Raw genomic sequence first — 17,049 nt, forward strand, 5'->3', positions numbered from 1 at the left:
ATTATTAAGGGATAATATGCGCCCTTTTAAATCCTATGCTGGGACATCTGGTGAAAACGCAGGTGACTGCGTAGATCTTGCAGGATCAATGAGATTCAATTTCTCTGAGAAAAAATATGAGCATCGAAAAGTTAAGAAATATAGCGATTATCGCCCACGTTGACCACGGTAAAACAACTTTGGTTGATAAACTGCTTGAGCAATCAGGCACATTAGAAACGCGCGGCGGTAACGAAGAGCGCGTAATGGACTCAAACGACATTGAGAAAGAGCGTGGTATTACCATTTTAGCTAAGAACACAGCTATTTCTTGGAACGACTACCATATCAATATCGTAGACACCCCAGGACACGCCGACTTCGGTGGTGAAGTAGAGCGCGTACTTTCGATGGCTGACTCAGTATTACTACTTGTTGATGCTCAAGAAGGTCCAATGCCGCAAACGCGTTTCGTAACGCAAAAAGCATTCGCACAAGGTTTAACGCCGATTGTTGTTATCAACAAAATCGACAAACCAGGTGCACGTCCTGACTGGGTTATGGACCAAGTTTTCGATTTATTCGATAACCTAGGTGCAACTGATGAACAGTTAGACTTTAAAGTCATCTATGCATCAGCGATCAACGGCTGGGCAACAATGGATTTAGACGAGCCATCAGATAACATGGAACCAATGTTCAAGATGATCGTTGACGAAGTATCTCCACCGGATGCAGATCCTGAAGGTGCTTTCCAAATGCAAATTTCTCAGCTTGACTACAACTCATACATCGGTGTTATCGGTGTAGGTCGTATCAAGCGTGGTACTGTTCGTCCTAACCAACAAGTAACAATTGTTAGTGCAGACGGTACTAAGCGTAACGGTAAAGTTGGCCAAGTAATGAGCTACTTAGGCCTTGAGCGTCATGAAGCAGAATCTGCAGGCGCGGGTGACATCATTGCTATCACAGGTCTTGGTGAGCTGAAAATCTCAGACACTATCTGTGATGTAAATACCGTTGAAGCATTACCACCGCTAAGCGTTGATGAGCCTACAGTAACAATGACGTTCTCTGTAAACACATCACCATTTGCTGGTAAAGAAGGTAAATTCGTAACTTCACGTAACATCCTTGAGCGTTTACAAGCTGAGCTTGTACACAACGTAGCACTACGTGTTGAAGAAACTGACAATCCAGATAGCTTCCGTGTTTCTGGTCGTGGTGAGTTACACTTAGGTATCTTAATCGAGAACATGCGTCGTGAAGGTTACGAGCTTGCGGTTTCTCGTCCACAAGTAATCCTTCGTGAAGTTGATGGTCAAAAAGAAGAGCCATACGAAACACTTACAATCGACTGTCAAGAAGAGCACCAAGGTTCTATCATGGAACAAATTGGTCTTCGTAAGGGTGAACTAACAGACATGTCTCCAGATGGTAAAGGCCGTGTACGTATGGACTTTATGATCCCAAGCCGTGGCTTAATTGGTTTCCAAACTGAATTCATGACATTAACGTCTGGTTCTGGTCTTCTTTACCACACATTCGATCACTACGGTCCACATAAAGGCGGTACTATCGGTGCGCGTAAGAATGGTGTAATGATTGCAAACGCAACAGGTAAAGCACTTACTAACGCATTATTCAACTTACAAGACCGCGGTAAGTTATTCATCGGTCACGGTGTTGAAGTTTACGAAGGTATGGTTATCGGTATCCACAGCCGTGATAACGACCTAACAGTAAACGCACTTAAAGGTAAGCAACTTACTAACGTTCGTGCATCTGGTACAGATGAAGCACAAACGTTAACACCACCACTTAACTATACGCTTGAACAAGCGATTGAATTCATCGATGATGATGAGTTAGTGGAAGTTACACCTCAGAGCATCCGTATTCGTAAACGTCACTTAACTGAAAGTGAGCGTAAACGTGCGAGTCGTGCAGCTAAAGACTAATAAGGTCTTTTAGTTTTTCAAAATTAAAACCGCCGTATTGAAAAATACGGCGGTTTTTTGTTGTATGATTAGCCGTCAGCCGTCAGCCGTCAGCCGTCAGCCGTCAGCCGTCAGCCGTCAGCCGTCAGCCGTCAGATCGCAAGTGACTTACACTATGTGTCGCAACTAATGTCCCAACCTGAGTGGGATGGTAATCCTGACCTTGATATTACTTTTCTTGTTGGCGTAATATTTCGTACCACAGTGATTAATGTTTTATTGCTACCGACAGGAATTTTAGGAAAATACTTCCATAACAAAGCTAATGCCACTGGAATTTAGCCTAAGCTCATTCACTAGGAGTGAATTGTTCCAACATTGCTATTAGAGCTATAGCTTTGCTTATTTTTTGTATTTCTAACCTAGTTAATTAGTTTATTGAGCAACTCGCAACTTTTTACTAACCCCCCCACTTGTACTATCTTTTCTAAATCTACCTTGCAGGAGAGTAAGATGTATTTAGTTAGACTGATTTACACAAGTGAAATTAGCGATGGATTTGGACCTAATGACATCGAAAATATTCTAGAGAAAGCTAAACAGAATAATGCTAAATGTAATGTAACAGGGCTACTTTGTTTTAATAGTTCTCATTTTATGCAATGCCTCGAAGGGTCACGAAAAGCAGTGAATGAGACTTATCATCGTATTCTTAATGACAAGCGTCATCGTAATATTATCATGCTGAATTATTGTGAAATTTATGAAAGGGAATTTGAAAATTGGTCTATGGGTTATATTCCTTACACTAAACAAGTAAGCCCTATTAATCTTAAATATTCAGGGACCAGCGAATTTAACCCATTAGCCATGTCTGCAGGAAGCGCGCATAAACTTATGCTAGCTTTACGTGACTCATTGCTCAAACATACGATGTAATGCTTGCAGGTGTCGCTACAGTGACACTTGCTCGCCTTCATTTAATATGTAAAGAGGAACTTGGCTGTTCATCTGCTTTTGCATATGTAGTAATCTCAATAACGCAGAGTGACTCGAGTGATCACCCATTTGCCAGCTTGAGTTGCCATAACCCCATGGGATCATCACTTTACAGCTTAGTTCCTCTGCCGCGTTTAATGCATCTTCTGGCGTTGTGTGAACATAACGATACCATTTGCCATTTTCTTCATGGTAATAGGAAGCTATCGGCAGCAAACACACATCAATCTCGCCATATTTTTGGTTAATATCTTGAAAATGTTTTGAGTAACCGGTATCGCCAGCAAAAAATAAGGTTTTACCATTTTGTTCTAGTAACCAGCCATTCCAGAGATCTTTGTTGTGGTCGTCGTAAATGAAAGGCACCATAATACGGCTACTAAAATGGTGCGCTGGCACCGCATTAACAGTTAAGTCATTAATTTGTGTACTTGCGTACCATGCCATTTCTGAAATATTAAAGCCACCCGTCGGGAAGTTATCTGCAAACCCTAATGGCACTAAATAGCGCGGAGCATTGCCAATTTCTTCTATATCCGCTTTGTTAAAATGGTCATAGTGAATATGTGAGTACATTACCGCATCTAAGCCATTAAGTTGTACTTTTGATGGCCAAAAACCGGGTTTGCGATAGATGCCCCCTGCTAGCTTAAAGGCTAAGTCTACGGGTGAATCAAACTGATCCTTAACAGGGTCAAACAACAGCTGTTCACCATTGGGTGACTGAATATAAAAGCTAGCATGGCCTAACCAACGAACCTTAAAGCCTGAGTTGATTGCAGGTACATTTTGCTGTGCTTGATATTGGCATTGTGAGTTGCTGTCGTCGCACACGAGTAGTTCTGACGCTTCATAGCAATTGTCAGTGCAGGTTGTTGGGTATTCTTTATCACCAGGATAAAGGTTGTGGTAGCGACCTTCGTACTCACCCTCGGTTTTTAATGGAGTGATGGTGCCTTCACCGGCAATAACATTAACAGTGTTTGAATTACTGCATGCACTCAAGAGTGCTGCTGCAATAAGTGTTGAGAGAGTTTTTAAATGCATACCATGCTTACTTTTTATTCTTTGCCGTGAGTTTAGCAAAATAAAATTTAAGATAAATCATTAAAAAGTAACAAGAGGTTACACAAAAAAGCCTACGTTTAAGTAGGCTTTTTTACTAATAGCTTGAGTTGGTTAGCCCGCTTTATTCATTTGCTCAATGAACTTATTAGAGTCTTCAATTGATTTGTTCATGTCGTCCATTAACACTTTTATATCGCGTTTTAGGCTTGTGAACTCACCTTTGATTGCAGTAACAGCCTGCGCATTGAGGTTATGTTTTAAATACAGAACATTATCATGTAGTGATGATAATACCGGCTCCATTTTGCTTTCTGCACTGCGCATTGAGCGAAGTAGTTGATCAAATTGGCGCTTAGTTGCATTGAGCTTTTTGCTGCTTTCACGTTTTAGTGAGGCGCTTTTGTATTGCTCTAGCTCATCGGCCCATTCATCAAATAGGGCTTCAGCTACATCTTCTACTTTATTGATATTACTTGTTACATCATTCGCTGCCGCTAAGCTCGACTCGTAGTCATCATTAAGTTGATTGTAGGCATCTTGTAGTTCACCACCTTCAAAGTTGATTAGTGTGGTTAATCTATCTAATGCTGATTGAAACTCTTCTTGCGATTCTTGCTGCGCCTCTTTTGTTTCTTCTACGCGATCAACTAAAATGTCGCGCTTATGCACACCGACAGACTCCATGGCTGAGTAATAAGCTGACTGACAGCCTGTTAATGCCATTGTTACTGCAAATAGTGGTGCACTTAAAAGTGTCAGTTTTTTCATTGAGAATCCTTTTTAGGTACCTGTCATTTCAAATTATGTGGTGGATTGCTATGATTATCAAAACATTTTAGCAGAAATTAGATTCTATGGATGAGAAGCTCAGTCGTTATAAGCTGCAAATAAGCATTTTCTTGAAGCAACAACCTACTTGGTGGATGCAGTATCTTAATCGTTGTATTGACGATCAAATAACTGTAAATGCTGGTTATTTGGCTTATGTAACCCTGTTATCAATCGTACCTTTAGTGGCTGTCGGTGTGGCAATCTTTTCTGCTTTTCCTGGGTTCGAAAGCACATTGGTGACCATAGAAAACTTTTTGTTTACTAATCTTGTGCCGACCTCTACAGATGTAATTAAAGAGCATATCAGTGCTTTTGCAGGTAATGCTAATAAAATGACTGCTGTCGGTGTGGGCTTTTTAGCAGCGGTTTCCTTACTACTTATCCGGAATGTTGATGCTACATTAAACCGAATTTGGCGTATTAAGAAAAAACGCCCAATGATGATTTCGTTTGCCGTATACTGGATGGTGCTCAGTTTAGGCCCTGTACTACTAGGTGCAAGTATTGGTGTGACCTCATACATTGTCTCTTTAGTGTCATTTGCTGATCAGGGGATTCCCGGGTTTAGCGGCTTTTTATTGAAATTATTACCTTACATAATTTCAATGATTGGCTTCATTATGCTCTATACTTTAGTTCCTAACACACGAGTTCCATTTAGAGCGGCAATTCCGGGCGCTTTGTTTGCAGCTATGTTGTTTGAGCTGACAAAAAAAGGCTTTGCTTTGTACATCAGTCACTTCCCATCGTACGAGGTTATTTATGGGGCGTTGGCAACAATACCTATTCTGTTTGTATGGGTGTATTTGTCGTGGATTGTCGTATTACTCGGTGCAGAATTTACTGTATGTATCAGCCCTGAGAATATTGAGGACACGCCTGATATAGAGGTTTAAATATACTGCACCTAAGGAGAGCGAGGTGCAGTTACATCCACATTATGTTGCTAACCGTGACTATCATTTGAGTGTTGGTGATGGTCATCAAATCCATGTTCAAGAATATGGTGCGTCTACGGGAATTGCAGTGGTGTTATGTCATGGCGGTCCTGGCGCGGGGCTGTGCCCAGAAAATTGCCGCTTTTTCGACTTAGAACGTTTTCGAGTGATCATGTTCAGCCAGCGTGGCTGTGGTCATTCTACACCTCATGATATATCTAAAAATACCACTTCCGAATTAGTCGCAGACCTTGAGTTGTTACGCAACCAGTTAGGTATTGATAAGTGGCTTGTTTGTGGCGAATCTTGGGGCGCCACGTTGGCACTTGTATACGCAATAAATCATCGGGAACATATTGCAGGACTTATTTTACGGGCCAGCTTTCTAGCTTGTAATAGCGACTTTGAATGGCTCTATACAAAAAATGGAGCCGGCGCGCATTTTTATCCAGAGTGCTTCAATGAGTTTGCGCACAATTACTCCGATTGGCATGCCTTACTCGATTTTTATCAGCAACAGTTAAACAGTGACGATCAAATAAAAGCAAGTAAATTTGCCAAACTATGGTGTCATTGGGAACAGGTGCTGTGCCATGGTGAGCCATTAACAAACTGGGGTTTACAAGAGCCCCATGTAGGGTTAAATCAAGCAAGGTTAATGGTGCATTATTTTCGTAATCACTGCTTTATCGAAGAGGCCTTTATCTCAGAAAATGCACATTTACTTACTCATTTACCTATTTGGTTTATTCATGGCCGCGCCGATTTGATCTGTCGATATAGTGCGGTACAGCAGCTTGCTGAACAGTTAAATGCACAATTATTGATTTTAGATGGCATTGGGCACAGCAGCGATAATCAGGTATATTTGGCGGCAATGCGACGTGCCGCAGATTTAATGTATATCAAGTTATCGAGGGATCAATGCAAGGCTTAATTCAAAGAGTAAAACAGGCAAAAGTAGAAGTGGCAGGCGAGGTAGTGGGTGAAATTTCACAAGGTATTTTGTTGTTATTAGGTGTTGAAAAACAAGACACCGAGCAAAGCGCTCAGAAGCTTTTACATAAAGTCAGTAATTACCGCATTTTTACCGACGAACAAGGAAAGATGAATTTAAGTTTGAAGGATATTAAGGGTGAGCTATTAGTGGTTTCGCAGTTTACGTTAGCAGCTGACACTAAAAAGGGCATGCGTCCGAGCTTCTCAAGTGCTGGCACACCTGAACAAGCAAATACGCTCTATGAGTATTTTATCGCTGAAGCTAAAAAATCGGGCCTAACAGTCGCTGCTGGGCGTTTTGGTGCTGATATGCAAGTAAGCTTATGCAACGATGGTCCAGTTACTTTTAATTTAGCTGTGTAATACCAACTCGCAATAATACTTAATCATTTTGAGGGATTAAACCTGTCGCTAACTGCGTTAAAAATTTCTCATTTAGAACAACTAAATAACGAAATTTTTGCCTTGTTATCAACGAGGTTTTATTGCCTCAAAATAGACTACTTAATTAAGCGGGTTGGTATAAGTATTTTTACTTTTTGATCATCACTATGTGGTTCACATAGTCTGGGATTTTCACAATACTTGGGCGCTTACCAAACTCGGTGATCAGTAGGTGCTCAAGTTGCTTTAGTTGCGATGGGTGATTAGATAAAAAATTAATAAACAATAAACCACCTTTTGCCATTGCAGCTCTTAATTTAGTGTAAAACTGGTGCTTATATAAAAATAGCGGTGCGTCTACTTCACTGAATAAATCTAAGATAATCCAATTGTATTTGTTATTTTGCTCTAAAACTTGTTGCGCATCAAAACAGTGTAGATTATTGGCATGATCGCCACCAAAGTAGCGTTTATAGCAGTGGATTATGTCGGGATTTTTATCAACTGATGTCAGCTGGCTGTCGGGGTAGGTGTGCTGTAAGTAGTTACGAATAGCACCGCCACCTAACCCTAATTCTAAAATTTTTTTAGGCTCTTCTAAGTCTTGCCAAAGCTTTGCAAGGTATTGTAAATGAGGAAAAAGCAACCTCGCAGGGCGACGTTTCTCAATGACGGATTGTAGAGTTTCGTTGATCAGTAACCAGCGTAATTGGTTAAGTTGTCTAACTTGAATACTGTAATTGCCTTGCTTATGCCAATAGATGAGTTGCCCTAATCGGTGGCAGTCCTCAATAAAACAATGTTTTACTGCGCCACTGGGTTCAATAAAATGTTCCATATTTCGGGCCTTTAGCTATTTATTTATAAAAATAAGACAATTATTTCAGCATAGACCAGTAGGCATAAAGTGCAATTGTGCATTAGTTTTTACAGCTTGGAATAATAATTTAGACTGGGTCACCAAAGTATTATTCCAACTTGTTAGAAGATCGCGTATCGTAATTCGCATTCCAAAGGCCACGTGAGAAAAACAACAGACAGTGGCTGAATTATCACAGGAGTTTTTATGTTTAAAGTGACCACCCCACAAAGCAGCGAAGATTGGCAAGCGTATTATTCACTACGTTGGCAGGTTTTAAGAGCGCCTTGGGGCGAGCCGCGTGGTTCTGAGCAAGATGACTTGGAGCAAGACGCAGAGCACCGCTTTATCAAAAATAATGACGGCGAAGTTTTAGGTGTAGCTCGCCTACATTTTAATAATCATCAGCAAGCGCAAGTTCGCTATATGGCGGTGGCTGAAGGTAACCGTAACCAGCATATCGGTAGTCGTTTATTACATGAATTAGAAAAAATAGCATGGACTCAAGATGCCGATGAATTGGTATTGTTTGCTCGTGAACGCGCGCTTGATTTCTACAAGCGTCATGGCTACGAAGTAAAAGAAAAAGCGCATCTCGCGTATGACGATGTGCAGCACTGGAAAATGGTAAAACAAAAACCGTCTGAACCGGGTTGGTTTCGTCATCCAAACTGGACACAAGTACTACAAAATACTTGGCGTGAGTCGATTCCAATCAGTGATGCGATGGGGATTAAAGTTGAAAGCTATACTGATTGGCAGTTTACTACTCGTGCTGATTTAGATGCGAACTTAAACCTTCATAATACAATGTTTGCTGGTTCTATTTATAGTTTAGCAACGCTAACAGGGTGGGGAGCAACTTACCTTGCGCTGAAAGAAGCAGGCCTTGAAGGAAATATCGTGTTAGCTGATGCTAATATTAAATACCTTAAGCCACTGAATAACGACCCTCGCGGGAGCGTTGAATTGGCTGGTTGTAAAGGTAAGTTAGCGGATTTAGAGTCTAATGGTAAAGCAAGCTACCATGTGCCAGTGAATGTATATGATGGTGATGTGTTAGTTGCTGAATTTGAAGGCCACTTCATCGTTAAAAAATAACGACTATTTAGAGCGAGCTAACTAAAGCTCGCTCTTTATTACAGTTAAAGCAAGTCAGTTAACAGAATACCGACACCAAAGCGTTCAATATCAGCATTGTAGTCAATCAAGCTCTCGCCATAGCCATTAAAGTATTGTGCGTAACCACGTAACCTGCCCCAAAGAGGAAAAGACCAATCTAACTGGATTGCACCACGGTTATCTGAGTTTAAGTTATTACGCGTCATAAAGCTGAATTCATGCTCGTTGTAACGGTATGCACCTGAGAATTCAAAATAACCCATGTATTTGTAGATATCTGGATTATCATCGCCACGTGCTTTTAGCTCATCATCTTTTTTATCTTCAGGAATGCGATACCACGGCTTAAAGCTAAATACAAAGCCATCTTTTTCCCATAAGAAATCAGCATAGATACGGTTCCACGAGCGTGAATTAGGTTGGCTTCGACCATTAGATTGATGCGAGGCACCAATTGCGATTGCCATTTCATCACCCCACAGTACATGCTCAGGATCAAGATAGTTCATCCAGAATATCTCCGGTTCGTAATTGGTTTCACGAAATGGTGATGAAATATCTTTGTTATAAAACTGCCAAAACGACTGCAATGTAAAAGCAAAAAAGATACCTTGGTCTTTATCTGAGAAGCCTTCGAAGATAGGTACTTTAATTGATAGTTGGTATTTCACTTCAAGGTTATCGAGTGGTTCGCCATCGACCTCTTCAGCAAGGTCTTTTAAACCATCAAAAGGGCGCTCATTAGGGTTAGACACGTAAGAGAGCGGTAAAATGTAGTTACGCTTATGTGGAGTGATTACATTACGGTTTTTCTTGCTCACTTCTTCACGAGCTTTGCGTTTGTCTAAAGCCGTGAGCTTTTTGCTCTCGTCTAAGTCAGAGCACTTTTTACGAAGTTCTTCGAGTGTTTGTTTACCGTCACCGCCAATAGCTTCGTTCAAAATACACTGCTTTACGAGTTCTAGCGCGTCATCTTGTTCGTTAGTTTGTGGTTGTTCAGTTTGAGCGAATACAGGTACAGAAAATAAGCCAGCGGCTGCCAGCCAAATGCGCCATCCCATTGCAGTTCCCTTTCAGTAGACTTGTAAGTAGGTATAATTATAACGATTTTTACATAAGTAACCGTGAACTTGTACTGAATTGTTGAAATTTTGGGTAAATAGAGAGCCCCAAGCTAAGCTTGGAGCTCTACTGTAACGGCCTAAGGGCATAAGCCGTCGACTCTCACGCAATGAGAAGGTGTGAGCTTATAGCTCAAATATGTTTGTAAAAAACTTATAAAGTTCAGTACCTTGATTCACGCTTGCTGAAGCAAAATGCAAAATAGCGATGGCGTCTTTATCAAAACTTAATGTTTGAAGGGGTTGCTCAGAAAGGTAGCGCTCCATTCGTAAAATGTGGGCTATAGGCTCGCCTGCTTTTACATGGCCTCCAAGCGGGGCAAGATATTCCACCATGCCACCCATAGGCGCATAGTAAGCAACATAATCTTCAAGCATACAGGCATAGCGTGTTATCGCTTTTGGTTTATAAGCAGCATCCACAAATACCTCTTTGTGAGTGAGGTAACTTAAAATACTATTTGCATCTTCAAGGGCTGCACTTAAATCGATTTTTTCTTGGCTACCTAATTCAACGGTAAATGCTTCAACTTGAACTGCAAATTCACGGCCTTGTTTGGCAAGTTCTTCAGAAAGCGACCACCAAGGACAGAAGCTCGCTTCATCCATCGCTCCATCAAAGTCACTTGGGATCAATAAGATATGTTCAATGTTGAAATAGCTTGCGCTGTCTTTGGCATATTCTGGGCAATAGAGGTGCTGACTTGAGATAGGTCCTGTGTGTAGGTCTAAAACAATATCCGCCTGATGCGCAAGCTTTTGCAGGTTCAGAGCAATGCGCTTACCTGTTGTTAAGCTGTAGTCAGGACCGGTTAGTTGGCTGTCGATGTCAGTAACGAGTGCCTCTTTGAATGCAGCTTTAAGAGTCGCATCATCACTGCCTTTGTGCAGTTCAGCAATCTGTGAGGGTAATGCTTTGTTAAAGCGGTACATGCGGTTCCAGTTGGTACCAGTAATTGGATCGAAGCGACCCAGAGTAAACTCACCTGATTTTTGGTTACAACCAATTGGGTTGGCATAAGGCACAAGAGTAATGTCGCCACGTAGCTTTAGAGATTTTAGCTGTTCAAGTAACTGATAAATTACTGCATTACCTTGTACTTCTGCGCCATGCATATTAGCTTGTATATACACGCTTGGTCCTGTGCCATCGCCTTTTAAGCGATACACAGGGATTGTCAGTGGAAGGCCGTTGGCAATCTCGCCAACCACAATATTCTCTTGGCTGATTAGTTCTTTACTCATGGCGATTACCTTAAATAATAGCTAGCATCTTCAACGCTACGGATGCACTCAATACTGCCTTGTTCAAGGATGTATTCAGCCGCTAATTCGTGGCATAAAAAGTACGGCATACTTTCGGTAAAGCCGTATGCACCACACTGGCTGAATACCAACCAGTCTTGCTCATTTAAATCGCTAGCTAAGAGGTGCTCACCTAAGCAATCAAGCGCGGTGCAAAGTGGGCCGTATAACGTCATTGCTGCAGGCTCAGCCGTCGATTCGCGTAGTAACGCCGCAGGAAAATCTTGGCTTGTCACAGCTGGGCGAAGTAAATGGTTAATACCGCCTGATAAAATCACCTGCTGTTGATTGTAATTTTCTTTACGCTCAACAATCGGCGTTACGTAATGACCACATTCGCCCACTGCATAGCGACCAAGTTCCATCCAAAGCTCATTGACACCGGCATCCGCTTTAATGCTCGCCAGAGTCTCGATAAGTGCAGACCAATCAAGTCGGTTAGCATCTTGAGTATAAGGAATGCCTAGGCCACCACCCAAATCGAGAACATTAAGGTTAATATTTAATGAGTTAGCGAGTCGTTGTAATGGCTCAATCATGGCACGCCATAGCTCAGCGAGTTTATCGGTGCTGAGCATGTTGCCCCATTGGAAAATATGCAGACCATCAAAGTTAAGTGCTGGGTAATTACTTACTGTTAGTGCTTGCCATTCATCACAGCCCAAACCAAAGGGGGTGAGACTATCGCCGCCAAGTGGGTTCTTTTCACTGTCTGGCCAACGTAGTTGTACACGCAATAATACTTGCAGCTGGCAATTTGCTTTTGTTGCTTGTTCGTTTAACCAGCGAACTTGGTTAATGCTCTCTGCCACAAAAGTACGTACACCGCGAGCAATAAAATGTGAAATTTGTTTAGGGCTCTTTGCAGGCCCAGTATTGAGCACGCGCTCGCTATCGATGCCTTGAGCAAGTACTTGCTCAAGTTCACCTTTACTTGCAACATCAAAATTAAACCCTGCGCTGTCTAAACATTGAATAATGCGAGACAGCGGGTTGGCCTTGACTGCGTACCAAAGTTTCACATCGGTTTGCGCCGTCAGTTGATTTAAATGTGCAGTTAATTTATCTAAATCATAGATAAAAAATGGCGTATCAAGGTGCGTTGCTACTTGTTCAACTGCTTGCTTGATGGGCGTGCTCATAAAGCTCATTAACGTAAAACCTCTTCTAACAGTAATGATGCATCGCTTTGTTCATCTCGGTATTTCACGATCAATGCACAAGACATGCTTAGGCCTTGCTCACGAGCCCATGCGTTTGAAGCAGGACGAGAACCTGGGATCACAATCGCGTTTTCTGGGATTGCTTCACCTTTGTTTAGCTGGCGCTCATTAATACAGTCGTAGACTGGAATGGTTGCAGATAAACGCACACCCGGCGCAAGTACCGCGCCTCTTTTCACAACTACACCTTCAACAATTACGCAGCCTGCGCCGATGAATGCATCATCCTCAATAACCACTGGGCTTGCACCAATAGGCTCAAGCACGCCACCTAATTGTACTGCTGCACTTAGGTGAACATTTTTACCCACTTGTGCACATGAACCCACTAATGCGTGGCTGTCGACCATAGTACCTTCGTCGATGAACGCGCCAATATTTACATACGCTGGTGGCATAATAATAGTGCCTTTAGCAACGTGTGCACCACGACGAACACTGCTACCACCTGGTACCATACGCACACCAGCATCTGCAGAAAAGCCTTGTGGTGCTAAGTTGTGCTTATCAACAAAACCACCTGGGAACTCGGTGTTAGTGCCATTTTTAAATGCTTCTAAAATGCCTTGTTTAACTTCAATATTAGCATGCCAGTTGCCGTTCTCGTCTTGTGTTGCTGCGCGAACTGCGCCTGATTCTAAGTTGTTTAATAATTCTAACCAGCTCATGATAAAACCTGTTTTTAGTTCCAAGATAAAATAGTGTTATTTGCGTGGGTGATGCCGTCTGTTTGCTCAAGCTCTAAATGCGTAAGTGGCGGACGTAAATGCGGGGTATTTATTTTACCTTGCAGGTGCATCAGTACTTTTACGGGGATTGGGTTTGCTACAGCAAATAGACTTTGAATTGCTTGCGACCAATCAGTGAATAGATTTGGGTATTGACCACTTAAACAGCGTTTAACAAACTCATGGGTTTGGCTTGGCCAAGCATTAGCGGCAACCGAAACTAAACCTTTTGCACCGGCTTGAGCAAAATACGGCATAAGTGCATCATCGCCACTGAAAATGGCAAGTTTTGGCGATGCCGTTCTAAAGCCTTCAAACTTGCTAATATCGCCGCTGGCTTCTTTTAAAGCCCAAAGGTTTTTGTGGTCGGCAAGGTTTTTAATTACCTGTGGTGAAATTTCAACTGCGCTGCGCCCTGGTACGTTATACAACATACAAGGGTGATGACTAGCGTTAAGTAGGCTTTCAAACCAATGTGTTTGACCCACAACACCAGGTTTTGCATACAGAGGTGAGCCTAACAGGTAGCCATGAATTGGCAGCTGATTGCAGTATTCAACCCATGCAATTTGCTGCTTTAGGTTCATGCCACCCACAGCGATCATCAGTGGCACACTCGGTGCCAATTGGCAAACATGCTCGACAATGGCTTGTTGTTCTTTAAGTGAAAGCGCTAGTCCTTCACCGGTACTGCCAAGCAATAAAATGCCGTTATTTGCGGCTTGCTGTTCAGTGACCAGTTGCTCTAGGGCCGTGTAATCGACCTCGCCAGATTCAGAAAATGGCGTGACAAGCGCTGTCCATAATGGATAGTCATTTAAATCAAAATTGTTGATCATCTCTCACGAACTTATAAGGTATTCGAAGAGTATATGCGGGAACATTTGAATGGGGCCGCATGTCGTCATTCGAACAAGGTATAATTCGAAGAGCGAATGGGCTTAAAATAATAAAGACGCGACGGCCTTATTATACTAAGACCAGAAGCTCTCCACCAAACTAATCAATAGCGCTTTGCTATTGTTGGTGACAGTCGCTGGGATTCAGCCCAGTCGCCCGAAATAAGCACCTCACAAACGGTGTTACTTCTCGGCGTTAATTCCCCTCACGTATGATCAACAGAGTCTGTGCTCTTCCCATACGTTACCTGAATAACGCACCTCTTCCAGCCCTTTATGCTCGCTTTTAAGGTAAAAGCCAACATAGTTAAATAGGGTATTGGCGGCGATTAAAGCATTTTAGCCATCTAGGTGTCAAGCTGATGAGTTTGTTTTTTAGTGACCAATTTTGCAACATGGTTACGTATAACCGTGTTTTTACGTACACTTAGCGTTAACCAAATAAATTGGAAAAATGATGGAAAAATTTAACGATATTTATCAGCGAGCCGTATCTCGAAAGGGTAGCGAAGACATGCTGCGTGCACTGCTATCAAACCCGCTCGATGATACTGATATTGCCAAAATGCATGATGATTTATGGTTAGAAGAGTTTACTCGTAAAATCTTTCAAAGTGGTTTTTATTGGTCAGTTATTAACAATAAATGGGCTGGTTTTTGCGAAGTGTTTTGGGATTTTAGCATTGAAAAATTGTTAATGATGCCGCCGGATATGCTCGAGCAAAAAGCCAATGATGAACGAATTGTTCGTAATTTTAAAAAAGTACAAACAATCCCTGAAAATGCGTATATGATCCATGAAGTCGCGGAGAAACATGGCAGCTTTAGTCAGTTTATTGCTGACTGGCCAAGTGATAATATTATTGGGTTATGGGCTTATCTCAAAAAGCATGGTGCACGTTTAGGCGGGAATACTGGCCCATACGCTTTACGGGCGCTAGGTAAAGATACCTTCTTGCTTTCTCGTGATGTAGAAGCCTACTTGCGTGCCCACGAGTTGATAGACGGTGGCTTACAAACTAAAAAGTCACTACAGTCAGCGCAAAACTTCTTCAATGAATTACAACAGCAAAGTGGCTATAGTCTGCAGGCACTTAGTCAGCTTGTTGCCTATGGTGTAGGTGATAACCGCGTAGGTGTAGCAACGCGTTAAGGAAAATTATGAAACTGCAACCTCGATACACAGACATTAGTGAACTGCTCACGATTGAAGATATGCCTAGTGCTGTAGCTGAGCCTAAATTGCTACTGTTTAATGATCAGTTAGCTGATAATTTTTCGATTAATCATGACAGCGAGTTTTTAGCTAAATTCTTAACTGGTTCAACAATAAGTAACGACGTTGCACCAGTTGCACTTGGTTACTCAGGTCATCAATTTGGTCATTTTTCACCGCGTCTGGGTGATGGCAGAGCACATTTACTTGGTGCTATTGCAGATCAAGATGGCACATTGTGGGACTTACAGCTAAAAGGCGCTGGCGCAACTGTATTTTCTCGTGGTGGTGATGGTCGCTGTGCAATTGGTCCTGCGGTGCGAGAATATATTATGAGTGAAGCTCTTAATGCTCTAGGTATTGCTACTACACGTTGTTTAGCAGTCGTTGCTACCGGTGAAACCGTATATCGCCAACCGCCTCGTACAGGCGCCGTAGTTACTCGTTTAGCTAAAAGTCATATTCGTGTCGGCTCATTTCAATATTTAGCAACGCAAGGGGATATTGAAGGGCTAGAAAAGCTGGTCGATTACGCAATTAATTGTCATTTCTCTGAAATTAGCAGTGCTGGTGAGCAACGCTACATTGAGTTTTTAACTGCTGTATTAGATAAACAAGTTGAGCTGGTCGTAAGTTGGATGCGAGTTGGCTTTATACATGGTGTAATGAATACCGACAACACTTTGATTAGTGGTGAAACTATCGATTATGGCCCATGTGCGATGATGAACCAGTTTGACCTAGACACGGTGTTCAGTTCGATTGATAACCAAGGGCGCTATTCATTTGGTAATCAGCCCAATATTGCCAATTGGAATGTTGCGCGTTTAGCTGAAAGCTTGATTCCTTTATTTGATGAGCAAGATGGTGCCGTAGAAAAACTTTCGTCGGTTGTGAATGGTTTTGCTGATAAATTTAATGATGCATTTAATGCTATGTGGCAGCAGAAATTAGGGTTAGCAGGTCAGCAAGAAGGTGATCATGTTTTGGTTTCAGAATTACTTGCTTTAATGAAGCAGCATCAACTCGATTATACCAATACATTTAATGCACTCACTGAATCTTTAGTAAGTGATTTTACTGTGGATTGTAGGTTGAAAGGGTGGGTTTTAAAGTGGAAGCTAAGAACAACTGCTGAAAGTTACAGCGTCATGAGAGCCGTTAATCCTGCAGTCATCCCGCGTAATCATAATATAGAAAGCATAATAGCTGAATTTGAAAAAGCAGGTAGTAGCTTATTATTAAATGATTTTCTTGAAGTGATTTCAGAGCCATACACATACTTTAAAGAACATCAAAGTTGGTACGAGTTGCCAAGTGATGGTGACAAAAACTATCAAACTTTCTGTGGCACATAAATGATAGTTACACCTCTGAAAGAAAAAAGTTATTTATCGCTTTAAAATGTTCGTAGATTGAGCAGGACATTGACTGGTGA

At 41.9% G+C, this 17,049-nt stretch carries 16 protein-coding genes and 1 riboswitch; of the genes, 8 read left to right on the forward strand and 8 right to left on the reverse strand.

Annotation, left to right across the window (positions count from 1 at the left end; translation table 11 throughout):
• Positions 1 to 116: 116 nt before the first annotated feature.
• Positions 117 to 1,940 carry a translational GTPase TypA gene (gene typA / locus J8Z25_RS00860; protein ID WP_130049997.1) on the forward strand — a complete coding sequence of 608 codons (1,824 nt, stop codon included), beginning with the start codon at positions 117 to 119 and terminating at the stop codon, positions 1,938 to 1,940.
• Positions 1,941 to 2,432: 492 nt separating this feature from the next.
• Positions 2,433 to 2,858: a BLUF domain-containing protein gene (locus J8Z25_RS00865; RefSeq protein WP_130049995.1), complete on the forward strand. Its 426-nt coding sequence runs from the start codon at positions 2,433 to 2,435 to the stop codon at positions 2,856 to 2,858.
• Between the two features lie 15 nt (positions 2,859 to 2,873).
• Here the strand turns inward: J8Z25_RS00865 and J8Z25_RS00870 are convergent, their stop codons facing one another.
• Together J8Z25_RS00870 and J8Z25_RS00875 are read right to left on the reverse strand one after the other, a co-directional pair.
• A complete protein-coding gene (locus J8Z25_RS00870; protein ID WP_130049994.1) occupies positions 2,874 to 3,965 on the reverse strand; it encodes an MBL fold metallo-hydrolase in 1,092 nt (363 codons plus the stop codon).
• 132 nt (positions 3,966 to 4,097) lie between these two features.
• The gene (locus J8Z25_RS00875) at positions 4,098 to 4,754 is read right to left on the reverse strand and encodes a DUF2959 domain-containing protein (protein ID WP_130049993.1); all 657 of its coding nucleotides are present in this window, start codon (positions 4,752 to 4,754) and stop codon (positions 4,098 to 4,100) included.
• Between the two features lie 86 nt (positions 4,755 to 4,840).
• On the opposite strand from J8Z25_RS00875, the gene J8Z25_RS00880 reads away from it, so the two are divergent.
• The 3 genes from J8Z25_RS00880 to dtd are packed head-to-tail and all read left to right on the forward strand — an operon-like array spanning position 4,841 to position 7,117.
• Positions 4,841 to 5,713: a virulence factor BrkB family protein gene (locus J8Z25_RS00880; protein WP_055198935.1), complete on the forward strand. Its 873-nt coding sequence runs from the start codon at positions 4,841 to 4,843 to the stop codon at positions 5,711 to 5,713.
• 25 nt (positions 5,714 to 5,738) lie between these two features.
• Positions 5,739 to 6,692, forward strand: a complete 954-nt coding sequence (locus J8Z25_RS00885) for an alpha/beta fold hydrolase (RefSeq protein WP_250661529.1) — start codon at positions 5,739 to 5,741, stop codon at positions 6,690 to 6,692.
• Positions 6,680 to 7,117: a D-aminoacyl-tRNA deacylase gene (gene dtd / locus J8Z25_RS00890; RefSeq protein WP_130049991.1), complete on the forward strand. Its 438-nt coding sequence runs from the start codon at positions 6,680 to 6,682 to the stop codon at positions 7,115 to 7,117. The genes J8Z25_RS00885 and dtd overlap by 13 nt, the downstream gene beginning before the upstream one ends.
• Positions 7,118 to 7,286: 169 nt before the next feature.
• Here the strand turns inward: dtd and J8Z25_RS00895 are convergent, their stop codons facing one another.
• Complete coding sequence (locus J8Z25_RS00895; protein WP_250661530.1) at positions 7,287 to 7,976, reverse strand: spermidine synthase; 690 nt, start codon at positions 7,974 to 7,976, stop codon at positions 7,287 to 7,289.
• 228 nt (positions 7,977 to 8,204) lie between these two features.
• Between J8Z25_RS00895 and J8Z25_RS00900 the strand changes: the two genes are divergently transcribed.
• Positions 8,205 to 9,098, forward strand: a complete 894-nt coding sequence (locus tag J8Z25_RS00900; RefSeq protein ID WP_130049989.1) for a bifunctional GNAT family N-acetyltransferase/hotdog fold thioesterase — start codon at positions 8,205 to 8,207, stop codon at positions 9,096 to 9,098.
• A gap of 44 nt (positions 9,099 to 9,142) precedes the next feature.
• On the opposite strand, the gene J8Z25_RS00905 is transcribed toward J8Z25_RS00900, so the two are convergent.
• From J8Z25_RS00905 to dapA, 5 genes are all read right to left on the reverse strand, one after another.
• The gene (locus J8Z25_RS00905; RefSeq protein ID WP_130049988.1) at positions 9,143 to 10,180 is read right to left on the reverse strand and encodes a phospholipase A; all 1,038 of its coding nucleotides are present in this window, start codon (positions 10,178 to 10,180) and stop codon (positions 9,143 to 9,145) included.
• A gap of 186 nt (positions 10,181 to 10,366) precedes the next feature.
• Complete coding sequence (locus J8Z25_RS00910; protein ID WP_239977793.1) at positions 10,367 to 11,485, reverse strand: succinylglutamate desuccinylase/aspartoacylase family protein; 1,119 nt, start codon at positions 11,483 to 11,485, stop codon at positions 10,367 to 10,369.
• A 5-nt stretch (positions 11,486 to 11,490) separates the two neighbouring features.
• The gene (locus J8Z25_RS00915; protein WP_239977792.1) at positions 11,491 to 12,696 is read right to left on the reverse strand and encodes a PLP-dependent decarboxylase; all 1,206 of its coding nucleotides are present in this window, start codon (positions 12,694 to 12,696) and stop codon (positions 11,491 to 11,493) included.
• A complete protein-coding gene (locus J8Z25_RS00920; protein WP_250661531.1) occupies positions 12,696 to 13,436 on the reverse strand; it encodes a 2,3,4,5-tetrahydropyridine-2,6-dicarboxylate N-succinyltransferase in 741 nt (246 codons plus the stop codon). Before J8Z25_RS00920 ends, J8Z25_RS00915 begins: the two co-directional genes overlap by 1 nt.
• Before the next feature lie 14 nt (positions 13,437 to 13,450).
• The gene (gene dapA / locus J8Z25_RS00925; RefSeq protein ID WP_130049984.1) at positions 13,451 to 14,335 is read right to left on the reverse strand and encodes a 4-hydroxy-tetrahydrodipicolinate synthase; all 885 of its coding nucleotides are present in this window, start codon (positions 14,333 to 14,335) and stop codon (positions 13,451 to 13,453) included.
• Between the two features lie 137 nt (positions 14,336 to 14,472).
• Positions 14,473 to 14,669, reverse strand: a riboswitch (Lysine riboswitch).
• A gap of 183 nt (positions 14,670 to 14,852) precedes the next feature.
• On the opposite strand from dapA, the gene J8Z25_RS00930 reads away from it, so the two are divergent.
• Positions 14,853 to 15,548: a DNA-3-methyladenine glycosylase I gene (locus J8Z25_RS00930; protein WP_250661532.1), complete on the forward strand. Its 696-nt coding sequence runs from the start codon at positions 14,853 to 14,855 to the stop codon at positions 15,546 to 15,548.
• A gap of 8 nt (positions 15,549 to 15,556) precedes the next feature.
• Entirely contained in the window at positions 15,557 to 16,969 is a 1,413-nt protein-coding gene (locus J8Z25_RS00935) for a protein adenylyltransferase SelO (protein ID WP_250661533.1), read from the forward strand.
• Positions 16,970 to 17,049: the final 80 nt, after the last annotated feature.

Origin of the sequence: Pseudoalteromonas sp. SCSIO 43101, from assembly GCF_023650775.1 — a bacterium.
GTDB classification, from domain to species: Bacteria; Pseudomonadota; Gammaproteobacteria; order Enterobacterales; family Alteromonadaceae; genus Pseudoalteromonas; species Pseudoalteromonas apostichopi.

Bases quoted from the DNA above. Each gene is read 5' to 3' on its own strand.
- J8Z25_RS00900 (WP_130049989.1), top strand. From the start codon at position 8,205: ATGTTTAAAGTGACCACCCCACAAAGCAGCGAAGATTGGCAAGCGTAT.
- J8Z25_RS00875 (WP_130049993.1), bottom strand. From the start codon at position 4,754: ATGAAAAAACTGACACTTTTAAGTGCACCACTATTTGCAGTAACAATG.
- J8Z25_RS00910 (WP_239977793.1), bottom strand. From the start codon at position 11,485: ATGAGTAAAGAACTAATCAGCCAAGAGAATATTGTGGTTGGCGAGATT.
- J8Z25_RS00865 (WP_130049995.1), top strand. From the start codon at position 2,433: ATGTATTTAGTTAGACTGATTTACACAAGTGAAATTAGCGATGGATTT.
- J8Z25_RS00870 (WP_130049994.1), bottom strand. From the start codon at position 3,965: ATGCATTTAAAAACTCTCTCAACACTTATTGCAGCAGCACTCTTGAGT.
- J8Z25_RS00905 (WP_130049988.1), bottom strand. From the start codon at position 10,180: ATGGGATGGCGCATTTGGCTGGCAGCCGCTGGCTTATTTTCTGTACCT.
- J8Z25_RS00930 (WP_250661532.1), top strand. From the start codon at position 14,853: ATGGAAAAATTTAACGATATTTATCAGCGAGCCGTATCTCGAAAGGGT.
- J8Z25_RS00935 (WP_250661533.1), top strand. From the start codon at position 15,557: ATGAAACTGCAACCTCGATACACAGACATTAGTGAACTGCTCACGATT.
- J8Z25_RS00895 (WP_250661530.1), bottom strand. From the start codon at position 7,976: ATGGAACATTTTATTGAACCCAGTGGCGCAGTAAAACATTGTTTTATT.
- dapA (WP_130049984.1), bottom strand. From the start codon at position 14,335: ATGATCAACAATTTTGATTTAAATGACTATCCATTATGGACAGCGCTT.
- J8Z25_RS00915 (WP_239977792.1), bottom strand. From the start codon at position 12,696: ATGAGCTTTATGAGCACGCCCATCAAGCAAGCAGTTGAACAAGTAGCA.
- J8Z25_RS00920 (WP_250661531.1), bottom strand. From the start codon at position 13,436: ATGAGCTGGTTAGAATTATTAAACAACTTAGAATCAGGCGCAGTTCGC.
- dtd (WP_130049991.1), top strand. From the start codon at position 6,680: ATGCAAGGCTTAATTCAAAGAGTAAAACAGGCAAAAGTAGAAGTGGCA.
- J8Z25_RS00880 (WP_055198935.1), top strand. From the start codon at position 4,841: ATGGATGAGAAGCTCAGTCGTTATAAGCTGCAAATAAGCATTTTCTTG.
- typA (WP_130049997.1), top strand. From the start codon at position 117: ATGAGCATCGAAAAGTTAAGAAATATAGCGATTATCGCCCACGTTGAC.